Here is a 13,378-nt window from a genome sequence, read left to right on the forward strand (position 1 = left end):
GCCGGCCGCAGCACCAGCCAGGCGGTCGCGCGCCTGGACGCCATGCTCGCCCGATTGCCGTCGCGCATATCGCGTGGCTGGGCGACCTCCTGCACGGGCGCGAGGCGCACGCGGCCATCGATGCACTCGCCGCCTGGCGCGCACGCCACGCCGATGTCGCGTGCACGCTGGTCCGCGGCAACCACGACCGCCACGCGGGCGACCCATCTGCGGACCTGCGCTTCAACGTGGTCGAAGAGCCTTGGGGGATTGGCCCCTTCGCGCTATGCCATGAGCCGCAGGTGGTGCCCGGTCGCTACGTCATTGCCGGTCACGTGCACCCGGGCGTCGTCATCAGCGGACCGGCTCGGGACCGCCTCCGGCTGCCGTGTTTCCGGTTTGGAACAAGCGGCGCCCTCCTCCCCGCATTCGGTGAGTTCACCGGCTTGTGGACCGCGCCGGCTGCGCCGGGAGAAGCGCTCTTTGCTGTCGCCGATAACTGCGTCTGGCCGCTGCGCAGCTAGGGCGCATCCTTCCTGCAAATGTAAATGTGCCCGCCCCGCCTTCGTCAGGGTTTCAGCACCACCTTCACGCATCCGTCCTGCTTGTCGCGGAAGGTCTTGTACAGGTCGGGCCCATCCGCAAGCGTGCCGCGATGCGTCACCACGAACGACGGGTCGATCTCCCCGCGCTCGATCCGCTCGAGCAGCATCGGCAGATACCGCTGAACCGGTGTTTGCGCCATCCGGAACGTCAGCCCGCGATTGATGGCTGACCCAAACGGCACCTTGTCCAGCAACCCGCCATACACGCCGACGATCGAGACCGTTCCGAAGTTGCGGCAGCACTGAATGGCCTGCCGCAACACGTGCGGCCGATCCGTACCGAGCGCGGTGGCGACTTTGATGCGGTCGAGCACGGAGTCGAAGCTGGCGGTCGTCTCGGGCTCCGTGCCCACTGCATCGATGCAGGCATCGGGGCCGCGGCCCTGCGTCATTTCGTTGAGCGCCTCGTGCACATCGCTGGCTTTGAAATCGAGCGTCTGCGCGCCGGCCGCGCGGGCCATGGCCAAGCGCTCGGGCACCGTATCGATGGCAATCACGCGTTCCGCCCCGAGGAGGAAGGCGCTTCGGATCGCGAATTGCCCGACGGGCCCGCAGCCCCACACGGCGATGGTGTCGCCGGGCTGGATATTGCAGTTCTCGGCGGCCATGTAGCCGGTCGGAAAGATGTCGGACAGGAACAACAGGGTCTCGTCGTCCACACCCTCCGGCACGCGAATGGGCCCGACGTCTGCATACGGCACGCGCAGATATTCCGCCTGGCCGCCGGCATATCCGCCCAGCAGGTGCGAGTAGCCGAACAAACCCGCCGGCGAATGACCCCACAACTTGGCGGCCTTGGCGTGGTCAGGGTTGGTTCGCTCGCATCCGGAATAGAACCCGCGCTTGCAGAAAAAGCACTCGCCGCAGGAAATGGTGAACGGCACGACAACGCGGTCGCCCACCTTCAGCTTGGTGTTTTCGGGCCCCACTTCCACGACTTCGCCCATGGTTTCGTGGCCGACCACATCGCCGCTTTCCATGCCGGGCATGACACCGTCGAAGAGGTGCAAGTCCGAACCGCAGATGGCGCACGCCGTGACCTTGATGATGGCGTCACGGCCGTGTTGGATCGTCGGGTCCGGAACGGTATCGCAGCGGATGTCGTGTTTGCCGTGCCAGCAGAGCGCCTTCATCGCCATCTCCTTGTGGATTCAGTAGTGGCCCGACGCGCCGCCGAAGCCATGCCGAGCGCCGTCGCGCCGGTCTTCAGAATCAGGGCCGCTCACGCGTGAGCAGCAAGCGCGCCTGTTCCATCCCATCTCGAATGGCCTCGCCTTCGGTATGCCAGCCGCGCCACGTCTGGGATATTTCGCGAATTTCGAAGTGCCGCTCGCCGTTGGCCACAGAGATGCGCGGCACCCAGACGCCCTGCGCATCCTGTTCTGCGATCACCGTAACGGTATGGCCCGCGCACTCGAACCGCGCCGGGCCTTCGTGCGTTGTGTCGTCTGCCATCACCGCCTTCCGTTCAGGAAAGGATGCGGCGGTGTGACCCCTGAATACATCGGCGCAACTTGTTGTGCGCCCGCCCCGAACACGCCGGCAGGTACGCCGCGGGCGAGCGAATACATGGCAATCACGGCAAGGGTGAGCGCCGCGATTGCAAGCAGTTCTTGCATATGCATGAGCGTCTCCATCTTTGTTCGAGCTTGAAACGGCCGGTGCCTGGCGCAGACGCAATGTCCAGGCCCGAGCAGCGCAGCACCCGGGCCTGGAGGCGGTGGTCACGCCTTCGTTTCACCAAGCTCCGCGCCCGTGGTCGGATCGACAGCCGGATCCGAAGCCAGACGCGCCTTCATGGCCTCGAGCGTTTCCAGTTCGGCGTCGGTCAGGTTGACCGACGCGTTGCCGTCACCGCCGTCAACGGGCATCGGCGGGTCCGAGACAAGCTCAAGGCCGGTGCCGCTATTCCAGGGTGCCTGCACGATCGGACCACCGCGCGACATCTTGAAATACGCATCGCTGAACTCAGGCACCGGCGGCAGTTTGCCCGGGGGGAAGTTGCCGTTAATGGCATAAAGCGCCTTCTCGAACGACTTCTGGTGCGCGACTTCGCGCGTCATGAGAAATCCCAGCGCATCGCGCACACCGGGGTCGTCGCTCACGTTGATCAATCGTTCGTAGATGATCTTGGCGCGTGCTTCGGCCGCGATGTTCGAGCGCAGGTCCGCCGTCGGCTCGCCGATCGAATCGATGTAGGCCGCGGTCCACGGCACGCCCCCCGAGTTCGTCAATGACGGCCCACCGCCATAGAGCACCTGCGTCACATGGCTGTCGTTGCCGGCGCCATTGAGCTTGCGATACAGCTCCGCCTGCTCATCCACCGCTTCCGCCAATTCCCCCTTGGCACCGCGATTGAGCATGGCGACGATGGTGCCGATGATCTCCAGGTGGCTCAGCTCTTCGGTCGCGATGTCGTAGAGCATGTCCTTGCGGCCTGCATCTTCTTCTGCCACAGCCTGCGTGAAGTAACGCATGGCGGCAGCAAGCTCGCCCTGCGGGCCACCGAACTGCTCCAGCAGCAGGTTGGCCAGGCCAGGATCGGTTTCGCTGACCCGAACGGTGTACTGCAATCGCTTGTTGTGCATGAACATGGGTGTTCTCCGGGAATGAGTGTGTGCCGTCATGGCGCATCCCTCTCCGCAACACCCATTCCATCGCGCGCCGCACGCTTGTCCCGCAAGCCATCAGGTACGAGGGTTGCGGAGGGCCCCACCGCCACCTCTCCCGGAGATTTCATGGACGACAGTCTCGCGCTTGACCGCGACAGCTCCTCTGCTTCGAACGGCGTCGTTGCCCACGCGCGTGAAGCGCTGGAAGGCCGGCGACGTGGCTGGCGCACGTTCCTCCCGTTTGTCGGGCCGGCCGTGGTGGTTTCAGTGGCGTATACCGACCCGGGGAACATCGCCACCGGCATTGAAGCCGGCGCGCGGTACGGATATCAGCTGCTCTGGGTCGTGCTTGCATCGAGCCTGGTGGCGATGTTGTTCCAGATGCTCTCCGCACGGGTGGGCATTGTGACGGGCCAGAATCTCGCGCAACTCTGTCGCACGCAGTTGCCCGCACCGGCCGGCCTTGGCATGTGGCTGATCAGCGAGCTTGCCGCCATGGCTACCGACCTTGCGGAGTTCGTCGGTGCCGCCGTCGGCATCGCACTGCTGACCGGCATGCCCTTGCTGTACGCCATGGTCGTCGCGGGTGTACTGACCTATCTGCTGCTGATGCTGCAGGCGCGCGGGTTCCGCCATATCGAACTGATGATTGGCGCGCTGGTCGCCGTTATCGGTATCTCTTACATCATCCAAGTGTGGATCTTGCCCGTCTCGTGGGGGGCCGCGCTGCGGCAAACCTTCATTCCCACGGCGTTGCCGCCCGATGCGTTCATGCTGGCGGCCGGTATTGTCGGGGCCACGGTGATGCCTCATGCGCTCTTTCTGCACTCGGGGCTGGTCAATGGGCGTGTGCGCCCGCGCAGTGCGTCGGAGACGTCGCAACTGCTCCGGTATTCCAACCGAGAGGTGGTGGCTGCGCTGGCCGCCGCAGGCTGCATCAACCTCGCCATGGTGGTGGTATCTGCGGGCGCGTTTCACGGCACACATGCGGAGGTGGCCGGCATTGAGGATGCCTATGTCACGTTGCGCCGTTGTTCGGCGCATCTGCCGGGCTGGTGTTTCTGGTTGGGTTGATCGCGTCGGGGTTGTCCAGCTCCGTGGTCGGCACACTGGCGGGGCAGATGGTGCTCCAGGGCTTCCTGCGCGTGCGCTTGCCGGTGTGGGTGCGCCGGCTGATCACCATGGTGCCGGCGTTCGTCGTCATCGGGGCGGGCATGGATGTCACGCGCGCACTCGTGCTCAGCCAGGTGATTCTGAGCATGGTGGTGCCGTTTCCCATGGCGGCATTGATCTGGTTGGCACGCCGGCCCGACCTGATGGGACAGCATGCCGCCGGTCACCGCCTGGTTCTACTGGCGACGGTGAGCGCCGTGCTGGTGGCAGGATTGAACGGCGCGCTGCTCGTCCATCTCATTGCATAGCGCGGCGCGCCGGGCACGCATGCCGGCGCGTCAATCACGCGTAGGCCGCCTGTACCGCCGCCGCTGCAATGAAATCTGCCAGAGAGACATGGCCGCGCACAACGTCGCCCGGCTTGTCGAAATCCTCGTCCAGGGTCACGGCCGTCATCCGCACATAGGCGCGGGCCGCTTCGTCGGAGAAGCCGAGACCTTTGTAGACCGCCTCCCAGCGGTCTCGCGGCACAACGTCCACCGTCACGCCACGGCCAAGCGTGCGCGACATGGCCTGCGCAACATCCTGCGGCGTGTAGCGCTGCGGGCCCTCCACGTAGCGCACGCCCACATCGTCGAGCGGCGCGAGAAGCCGTGCGGCGGCCGCCTCGCCGAGGTCTGCGGGGGCCACCATCGGCATCGGCATGTCGGCGGGAAACATGCTCGGCAGCTTGCCGGTCTGCGCAACTGTTTCCAGCAGGCCTGCCCAGTTGGTCATGTAGTAGGCACCCCGGTTGATGGCTGCCGGGATGGGCTGGCGCCGCAACCCCTCCTCAAGCTCCCACAGCGTGGAAAGGTCGCCGATGCCCTGTCCCGGGCGCGCCCCATAGGTGGATGCGGCCACCACTTTCTCTAGGCCGGAGTCCTCCAGCGCAGCCAGAATGTTGGCGATCGTCCGGCGCTCCGTCGCGTCGGTGTCACCGGCAGTATCGGCAGGCGGGTTGAGGAGGAATGCACGTCGGCCGCGTCGGAACGCCGCCCTCAGCGAGTCGACGTCCTCCGCATCGGCCATCGCCACCGATGCGCCTTTGTCCCGCCAGCGACCTGCTCGCTCGGGCCGCCGCGTCAGGATCGTTACGTCCTCACCGGTCGCCAGCAGCGTCTGCGCAACGGCAGCCCCCACATGTCCGGTTGCACCCATCACCACGTACATCGCGCCTCCTGTTGATGTCTGGACCGCGGCTGGACTGCGCCCCTGGGCAGCCGGGCGCCGTCCGCCATCATCGCCTCACGATGGCCCGGAAGCCTCGCCAGCAGCGTTTGTGCCCGTCGATGCAAGCGACGCGGCGGATCAGCCGGCCCACGCGCGGCAGTGTTCGAGATACTGCCGCTCGTGCAGCCCAAGCAGATCGACGATCGACGACCAGAGCCAGAATGGCGCATCGATGGAACGTCCATGACGCGCCCTCAGCTCACGGTGCCATGCCCTGGCGACATCCCGCGGCATCTGGCTGCCATGGGCCAGGCCGACGATATTGCCGAGGTAGGCAGCCAGGACCGTGGCGTCTTTCTGCTCCAGCTTGTCGACCGACAGCTTCAGGTCTTGCGGTTGCAGCTCACGCATGAAAAAGCTGCTGCCCAGCATGCGGCCCCACGCCATTCGGTCTCCAAGGTCGGGAGACAGACGGCGCGCGCCAGTGACCACGCGCTCGGCGTTGATCCTCGGCATCTGGCCGGCAGACGCACTGGGCGCTGCGGCCTTTCCTGCCTCCTTGATGTCAATCAGACGATACCGCGGCCCGCGATCCTGCTCGACTGCCAGCAAGACGGCATAGCGCCGCTGCCCGAGCGAGCTGCAGCCTTTGACCCAGTACGCCGCATCCACGATGCTGACAGACGCTTCGCCGGGCATCTCGTAAAGGCGTGCGATCAGGTCCAGCACCTCATGCTCGCTCACCAGCAGTTTCAGTTCGCGCCGTTCCTCTCTTGAGAGCGGCCAGAAATGGCGCCCCAGCGGAATGGTGGGAGACGTGTCGTCAAGCCGCTCCCTGGCCAGTTGTTTCCACGTACGCGCGGTCGCCGCCTTCATGGCGGTGCGCACCGATGCGGGGCGCGGAGGTAAGTGCACGGCGGCATCCGGGTCGACGCCGTGGAGGTAGCCCGCCATCAGCGCTTCCACCATTCTTGCCGTCACGATGCCCGGCAGGTCGGACCCCCGCGCGGCCGTGGCCAGCGACACACCAAGCCGAATGAGGTCGAGCGCCGGATTGCCCAGCACCGTCTGGTCCAGATCCCGGATTTGTATGCGCGTGGCGCCAGAAGCATCGCCGATCGGGCCGAGGTTGCCGACATGGCAATCGCCGCAAATCCAGATGGTGGGCCCCTCGGGAAACGTGTGCGACTGCACCTCGCTCAGCCACTCGTAGAACTTCACGGTGCTGCCGCGAACGTACGCATGGGTGGAGCGCGTCATCTTGGATTGGCGCAGCCGGGCGAGCACGGGCGCGCGGTCTTTGGGGCGCACCGCGCTCTGCGACGATTTTTGTTGGGGCATGTCGGTGCTGAACCTGGGATGCTCAGCGGGGGGATACACGCCCCAAACCGCATGCAATAAGCGTTCCGCGGCCTCAAAACAGCGTAGATAACGCTTCCACGGCGCTCAACCTTTGCTATGCTTGCTCGAAGCGCGCTGCACAGGCGTCGCTTCCATTGAATGGTCAACTTTACCCAACCATCTATTTTCACTATGGCCACCAAAACCAAGACCGCTGCCAAGACCGCTGCAAAGAAGGCCTCGCCGGCAAAGAAGGCCGCGCCAGCAAAGAAGCCTGCTGCAACGACGCCGACTCTCAAGCCCTTGAAGGACACGTTCACCAAGGCGAGCCTGGTGAGCCATCTGGCTGAACAGGCTGCCGTCGACGCCAAGGCGGTGAAGGCGGTGCTGCTCCATCTGGAGAACACCATCGTGGCTTCGCTGCACAAGAAGGGCGTCGGCGAATTCACGCTGCCGGGCCTGTTCAAGGTGACGTCGGTCAAGGTGCCGGCAACGAAGCGCCGCTTCGGCAAGAACCCCTTCACCGGCCTGGAGCAGTGGTTCGAAGCCAAACCGGCAACCGTGCGCGTCAAGGTCCGCGCCCTGAAAAAGGTCAAGGACGCAGCCCTCAACGGCTGATCGCCAGCGCAAAGAAAAAGGGAGCCTCGGCTCCCTTTTTTGCGTGCTTGCCGGTCGGAAGACGCAGCAGGCGCAGACCAATCGGCGTGGCCGAATGGCGCTGTGTTGTGATGTTTAGCGCGCCTTGCGCGCCGTCTTTCCGCCGCCGCGTGCCGCTTCCTGGCCACCGGCGGCGCCGTCTCCGCTCATGCGTTCGAGCCACGAAAGCGCGTCCACATACGACAGAAACTGCCGCAGATAATCGGGCGACACCTCGCGCATCAACAGCAATGACCGATGCACGAGACTGCTCGAATTCAGCGGACCGGCATTTACGGGCACCTTGTCCAGGGCGTCCCGCAACTGTTTCTCGGCGCTGACGCGAGACCAGGTATCCCGCACGTCTTCAAGAATCTTCAGCTCCGGCAATGCCCGCGGATGAGGCGCAGACCCGCCATCCGCAGCCTTGCCGACATCCGTGCGTTGCCGGCCGGCAATGTCACGCAGCAGCGCCGCCAACGCGCTGTCGGCGGGCGCTTTTGCGTCGCTCGCGTCGGACGTTGCCGTCGTGCGATCGACGTCTTCCGCGTAGGCCGCGATCAGTTCGCCCAGCCGTGCGTCGAGAATGCGCCGCGTCTCGCCGGTCTGTCCGGCCGCACGCCGATGCAATGCCTCGATGAAGCAAAAGCGCACGCGGTCAAGCTGGTCCGCGCCGCTGGCGCGCCAGCTGTCGAGCGTGTCCTGCGTGGACGCCTCAATGCGGCTCACGACGTCCACCGTTGGAAGCGGCCTGCCTCGGCACGGGCGCGATCTCCACACGCCGGTTCTTGGCGCGGCCGACGTCGTCTGCGTTGGAACTCACGGGCTGCTGCGATCCAAACGCTGCCGCAAACACGCTCGACGCCGGAATGCCCTCGTCGATCAGCGCACGCGTCACCGTCAAGGCGCGTTTGGCGGACAGCTCCCAGTTATCGGCAAACAGCCGGTTACCGGCACGCACCTGCTGGTCGTCGGAAAACCCGCTCACCATCAGGATCTCTTCACGCGACGTGAGATACGCCGCCAGCGGCGCCGCCAGGCTCTTCATCAGCGCGCGGCCTTCCGGCTGCAACTGATCGGAGTTGATTGCGAACAGCACATTGCCGTTGATGCCGATGCGCCCGTTGACGAGCGTCACGCGCCCGGCCGCCAGCGGGCCGGCCAGCGCCTGCTCCAGCGTCTTGCGGCGCTGTGCTTCGGCCTCGCGCTGCTTAACCTCGTTCTCCAGCTTGGACGACAGCTCCAGCTGCACGCCGATCACACCGACCAGAATCAGCACAAACGCGCCCAGCAGCACCGACATCAGGTCGCCAAACGCGGCCCAGACAGGCGCTGTGGCGTCGATGCCACCGTCAATCTCCTCGTTCATGCCGCTTCGGCCCCGGCCAGCGCGCGCTGGTCACCCAGGCGCTGCAGGTCTTCCAGGATCTGCTTTTGGGACAGCATGCTCAGGTCGATCACCTCACGCGCCTGGGCCACGTAGTAGGCAAGCTGTTCGTCGCTGCGGGTGAGCGACTTGTCGAGCGCGGCTTCGATGCGCTGCAACTGGGCTGCAAGCTTGTCGTTCGACTCGCCAAACAGCTGCACGGCCGCGCCAAACGCCTCGCCCAGGCTCGCCACCTCCACCGCGCTGCCGGTCACCTGCGCGGCCACCGCACCCAGCTTGCCGGTCTCGGCTTCCACCCGATCGGTGAACCGCACGCCAACACGCTCCAGGAGATCCGCCGACGTCGCCACCAGCGCATCCACCGCCGTGCGCTGCTCGGTCGACGCATGGTTGACGGCGTCGAGCAGTGTTTCCAGCGTGCCCAGCAGGCGCGCACGCTCGTCCAGCATCGCGGTATCGCGGACCATGCTGTCGGACAATTTCTGGCGCAGCTCTGCCACCACTTCGGCCGCTGCCTTGGGCGCTTCCGAGGCGGCTTGGACGAGGCGCGAAATCTCGCCGATCGTGTCGTTGGCGTGCGCCTGCGTTTGCACGGAAATGTCGCGCGCGGTCTGCGCCAGTGCGTCGCAAATCTGCTGCTGGCGGCTCGCCGTATCGGCGCCGGCCTTTTCCCATGCCTGGGTCAGCTTCTCGCCCATGGCGCCGAGGGCATCGGTCCAGGCGGCCAGACGTTGTGCGTCTCGTGCTTCCAGTGCCGCTTGCAACGCGGCTTGCGACTGACGCGATGCGTCCTGCTGCGCGGCGATATCGCGCGCGGTCTGCGCCAACGCATCGCAGATGTCTTGTTGACGGTTCGCCGTATCGGAGCCGGCCTTCTCCCACGCCTGGCTCAGCTTTTCGCCCGTTGCGCTGAGCGCCCCGGTCCAGGCCGCCAGACGTTGCGCGTCTCGTGCTTCCAGTGCGGCTTGCAGCGCCGTATGCGACTGGCGCGACGCTTCTTGCAACGACACGGCGTGCTGCTCGAACGTGGCGGCAGCCGCTTCCAGCGCGCGCTGGTTCTGGGTGGCCAGCTCGGCGTGGGCGTGCTCCTGGCGGGCCAGCGCATCGCGCCAAGCGGTGGACAGGCCGCCTGCGGTGGCATCCAGGCGCTCGGCAACACCATCGAGCAATCGCGCCGAGCGTTGCTCGAATGTCTCGGCAAACCGGTCCAGCGACGTGCCGACCTGCCCCACCAGCGCCTCACTCGAGCGTTGATGCGCCGACAAGGCGTTGTTCCAGATGCCGGAGACCGCCTCCGCCGTCGCCTCAAAGCGTGACGACAAGCCATCCAATTGACGCTGCACGGCATGCGTGACCGTCTCCTGCAGCGCGGCCGATTCACGCGCGAGGCCGGCCATCGTCGTTTCCACCACAGGCTGCAGCGCCGCGCTGGCAACGCGCGCGCTTTCCGCTGCGCTGTCCTTCAACGACTGGCGACCGACGACGCGAGCTGGTCGTAGACCACTTCCGTCTTGTCGAGAAACGCTTGCTGCGCGGCCATCTGCCGCTCGCTGCTGGCTGCGCCCTGCTGCTCCAGCGACACCATCATCGCCTGCAGGCGGTCCACCAATGCGGGCATCACATCAGCTTGCCGCTGCAGAAGCTTGAACGTCTCTTCACGCTGATGCGCGTGCGAATAGATGCGCAGCGTGGTGGCGACCTTCGCGTCGAGCGCCTGGACTGCCTGCAAGCGCTCGCGCCGGCACAGCGCCGACAGCAGCCCGAGCATGGCCGACGTTGCCACACCGGCAATCGAGGTCCCGAACGAGAATCCCAAACCCTTGATCGGGGCGGCCAGCGAAGCGCGGATCGCCTGCAGATCCGTCGCGCTTTCCAGCGCCGCGCCCGTGCCTTTGAGCGTCACCACCATGCCGAGCAGCGTGCCGAGCATGCCAAGCAGCACCAGCAGGCCCACCAGATACGGTGTCAGTGCGGGCGCCGGCAGCGCAACGCGCTCGCCCTCCACACGCAGGCGCACGGCATTGCGCACGCTGGGGTGCAGTGGTTCCAGCCACGCCGCCAGATTGGGCGGTGGTTCGGTCAGCCCCGCCACGGCCTGCGTGACCGTGCCCGTGGCCTGACGATAGCGGCGCAACTCCAGCGCGCCTGCCACATAGGCGGCACCGATCACGAGCGTGACGGCCAGCGCCAGCAGGTTTCCGCCAACGACGTAGCCGACGGCAATCCACCCCAAGGCCGCCAGCCCGACAGAAAAAACGATGAGATTCAGGTGATGTCTGGACATGAATGGTGTCTGTCCCGCTTAGCGGGGGCGAAGGGCTGCGAGCAACCCGTCGATCGGTTGAAAACGAACATCAAGCTCGGCCAGGAGCACGCTCTGCATATCCTTGCGGAACGCGTCCAGCCAGGCGCGGGATGTGGATGGGGTGGCCTGGCCCTCTGCGGATACCTCGGCCTGCCGCTGCTGCTCGGCCGCGCGCAGGCGCTCGAAGTACGGCCCCAGCATCGACGGAATGGCCCCCAGCAACGAACGTTCGCGGCCGGCGAGCGCCTGCTCCATGCTGGCATCCAGCACCGCAAGCCGCGCGAGGTCGGGCGTCCTGGCAGCCAGCAGGCGTCGCAGGCGGCCACGCAGGTCGCCGATCTCCAGCTCCATCGTCTGCTGCATCAACACATAGCGCTGCCGGAAATCGGCATAGTCGACCACCACCGGCACCGCCGGGTTCTGGATCGGTGCGCGTGGCCCGGGCCTTGTCTCTGGCGCGCAGCTGGACGCGATGGATTTCGTCAACGCTGCGCGGACACGGCTACCAATTGTCTCGGCGTCCGGCCGGACGGGCCGCGTGCTGGAGGCACCGGCGGGCGGTGCCGCGCTCAATGCCGACGAAAGCGTGATGGCATCCGTCCAGCTGAGCCATTGGCTCAACCGGTCAGAAAGGGGCTGCGCAGATGCGGAAACGTCGACGTCCGTCAGGCGAGCAAGAATGCGGATCAGCGCGGGGCCGCTGAGCGCCCTGCGTTGCTGGGCGTGCGCCATGCTACGAGTGCCGAAAAAAGGCTGGAGTTTACACTGCCTGCCGGCTCGGGCTGGCGTCTTTGGGTGGCAAAGAAATCACTTGCCCAGAAGAATCGCAGCGGGCAATCGGCTCGCGGGCGATACGGCGCGACGTCCTTCAGCACATTGCCTGGCATTAGGCCTTTTCTGACACGGGGCCCCACCGAAACGGCGTCAGTGCCGCGCCGCTCGGTGGCCCGCCAGCATTTGTGCGATCAGGCCGACAGCGGTATCGTGTCGCCCACTACCGCACCCTCCCCGCTTTCCCGCCCATTTCCCCCGTGACCGATCACCCCACCCTCACCTGGACCGACGACCGCCCTGAAGCCAGCAGCGACGCCGTCCATACCGCTGTCTGGCGCTCCGAGGCCGGCAACCCGCCGCCCAAGCGCGTGGTCATCGCAGATGATCGGACCCCCGCCGATACCGCCTACCGCCTCGCCTGCGAAGGCACGGCATTGCTCTGGCAAGGCGACTTCCAGAACGCGCGCCAACTGCTGCAGGCCATGTCCCGCCGCACGGATCGCAAACCCGCCAAGGCGCGCAAGGAACCCGCCTCGCCCATCGATGCGTTCAACCTGCATCGACAGGCGCAATCGCAGCGCGCCCGCACGCTTGGCATGCTGCTGATTCCGCTGGATGCGGATTACACGATCCCGCTGCGCCGCGCCCCCGACATGCGCGAGGCCTGCACGGAAGCCTATGGCACGAGCAACGCCACTTCCGTCGTCTCGCTGCGTGAACTGCTTGGTTTGATCGGCGCGCATGAGTGGCGCAAGAAGGGGGTCGAGATTCCCGCGCTCGGTGGTGAGCGCATTCACCCGCACTACGGCGTGTTCTCGCCGGTGCGCGGCGAATACATCGATCTGGTGGCGAATGCACCGTTGCCTTCGAAAACCCTGGCGTTCGATATCGGCACGGGCACGGGTGTGCTGGCAGCGGTGCTGGCCAAACGCGGTGTGAAGCACGTCATCGGCACCGATCAGGACCCGCGCGCGCTGGCCTGTGCGCGTGACAATCTCGCGCGTCTCGGTCTGCAAGGGCAGGTCGATATCGTGGAAGCGGATCTGTTTCCCGAAGGCCGTGCGCCGCTGATCGTGTGCAACCCGCCGTGGCTGCCGGCGCGGCCCAGCTCGCCCATCGAGCGCGCCGTCTACGACCCGGATAGCCGCATGCTGCGCGGCTTCCTGGACGGCCTGGCCGCCCATCTGGAGCCGAATGGCGAAGGCTGGTTGATCCTGTCGGACTTTGCCGAGCATCTTGGCCTGCGCACGCGCGATGCCCTGCTGGCGATGATCGACGCTGCCGGCCTGCAGGTGGTGGGCCGGGAAGACATCAAGCCGAAGCACCCGAAGGCGTCCGATGAAAACGACCCGCTCTATCGTGCGCGGGTTGCCGAGATCACGTCGCTGTGGCGCCTGAAGGCGCGCCAGTAAAG

Annotated in this window: 12 protein-coding genes and 2 pseudogenes; 4 read left to right on the forward strand and 10 right to left on the reverse strand. The window is 66.0% G+C overall.

The window, feature by feature from the left end; all coding sequences use genetic code 11:
* Window positions 1–503: DEAD/DEAH box helicase (locus FUT88_RS11800; RefSeq protein WP_261797120.1), on the forward strand; the 503-nt coding region annotated here is incomplete at its 5' end.
* A gap of 44 nt (window positions 504–547) precedes the next feature.
* Here the strand turns inward: FUT88_RS11800 and FUT88_RS11805 are convergent.
* The 4 genes from FUT88_RS11805 to FUT88_RS11815 form a co-directional block, all read right to left on the reverse strand.
* A complete protein-coding gene (locus FUT88_RS11805; RefSeq protein WP_147215282.1) occupies window positions 548–1,717 on the reverse strand; it encodes a zinc-dependent alcohol dehydrogenase in 1,170 nt (389 codons plus the stop codon).
* 79 nt (window positions 1,718–1,796) lie between these two features.
* Window positions 1,797–2,039, reverse strand: a complete 243-nt coding sequence (locus FUT88_RS11810) for a DUF6566 family protein (protein ID WP_147215284.1) — start codon at window positions 2,037–2,039, stop codon at window positions 1,797–1,799.
* The gene (locus FUT88_RS26175; protein ID WP_186829290.1) at window positions 2,039–2,209 is read right to left on the reverse strand and encodes a hypothetical protein; all 171 of its coding nucleotides are present in this window, start codon (window positions 2,207–2,209) and stop codon (window positions 2,039–2,041) included. Before FUT88_RS26175 ends, FUT88_RS11810 begins: the two co-directional genes overlap by 1 nt.
* 99 nt (window positions 2,210–2,308) lie before the next feature.
* Window positions 2,309–3,178: a manganese catalase family protein gene (locus FUT88_RS11815; RefSeq protein WP_147215286.1), complete on the reverse strand. Its 870-nt coding sequence runs from the start codon at window positions 3,176–3,178 to the stop codon at window positions 2,309–2,311.
* Between the two features lie 144 nt (window positions 3,179–3,322).
* Here FUT88_RS11815 and FUT88_RS11820 point away from each other — a divergent pair.
* Window positions 3,323–4,617, forward strand: a pseudogene (locus FUT88_RS11820) (Nramp family divalent metal transporter).
* Between the two features lie 34 nt (window positions 4,618–4,651).
* On the opposite strand, the gene FUT88_RS11825 reads toward FUT88_RS11820, so the two are convergent.
* Together FUT88_RS11825 and FUT88_RS11830 are read right to left on the reverse strand one after the other, a co-directional pair.
* Window positions 4,652–5,521 (reverse strand): NmrA family NAD(P)-binding protein, encoded by an 870-nt coding sequence (locus FUT88_RS11825; RefSeq protein ID WP_147215288.1) that lies wholly within the window; start codon window positions 5,519–5,521, stop codon window positions 4,652–4,654.
* Window positions 5,522–5,659: 138 nt separating this feature from the next.
* The gene (locus tag FUT88_RS11830; protein WP_147215290.1) at window positions 5,660–6,862 is read right to left on the reverse strand and encodes a DUF2252 family protein; all 1,203 of its coding nucleotides are present in this window, start codon (window positions 6,860–6,862) and stop codon (window positions 5,660–5,662) included.
* Window positions 6,863–7,054: 192 nt separating this feature from the next.
* Between FUT88_RS11830 and FUT88_RS11835 the strand changes: the two genes are divergently transcribed.
* Window positions 7,055–7,480, forward strand: a complete 426-nt coding sequence (locus FUT88_RS11835) for an HU family DNA-binding protein (protein WP_027680018.1) — start codon at window positions 7,055–7,057, stop codon at window positions 7,478–7,480.
* Window positions 7,481–7,594: 114 nt separating this feature from the next.
* Here FUT88_RS11835 and FUT88_RS11840 read toward each other — a convergent pair whose 3' ends face one another.
* The 4 genes and pseudogenes from FUT88_RS11840 to FUT88_RS11855 all read right to left on the reverse strand — a co-directional run bounded on the left by FUT88_RS11840 (window position 7,595) and on the right by FUT88_RS11855 (window position 11,922).
* Window positions 7,595–8,227 carry a DUF2894 domain-containing protein gene (locus tag FUT88_RS11840; RefSeq protein WP_186829291.1) on the reverse strand — a complete coding sequence of 211 codons (633 nt, stop codon included), beginning with the start codon at window positions 8,225–8,227 and terminating at the stop codon, window positions 7,595–7,597.
* Entirely contained in the window at window positions 8,214–8,867 is a 654-nt protein-coding gene (locus tag FUT88_RS11845) for an OmpA family protein (protein WP_147215294.1), read from the reverse strand. Before FUT88_RS11845 ends, FUT88_RS11840 begins: the two co-directional genes overlap by 14 nt.
* Window positions 8,864–11,169 (reverse strand): annotated as a pseudogene (locus FUT88_RS11850) (DUF802 domain-containing protein). Before FUT88_RS11850 ends, FUT88_RS11845 begins: the two are co-directional and overlap by 4 nt.
* 18 nt (window positions 11,170–11,187) lie before the next feature.
* Window positions 11,188–11,922, reverse strand: coding sequence for a DUF3348 domain-containing protein (locus FUT88_RS11855; RefSeq protein ID WP_147215296.1), 735 nt, complete (start codon window positions 11,920–11,922; stop codon window positions 11,188–11,190).
* 299 nt (window positions 11,923–12,221) lie between these two features.
* On the opposite strand from FUT88_RS11855, the gene FUT88_RS11860 reads away from it, so the two are divergent.
* Entirely contained in the window at window positions 12,222–13,376 is a 1,155-nt protein-coding gene (locus FUT88_RS11860) for a methyltransferase (protein ID WP_147215298.1), read from the forward strand.
* The last annotated feature ends 2 nt before the right edge of the window (window positions 13,377–13,378 follow it).

Origin of the sequence: Ralstonia sp. TCR112, from assembly GCF_007997035.1 — a bacterium.
GTDB classification, from domain to species: domain Bacteria; phylum Pseudomonadota; class Gammaproteobacteria; order Burkholderiales; family Burkholderiaceae; genus Ralstonia; species Ralstonia edaphi.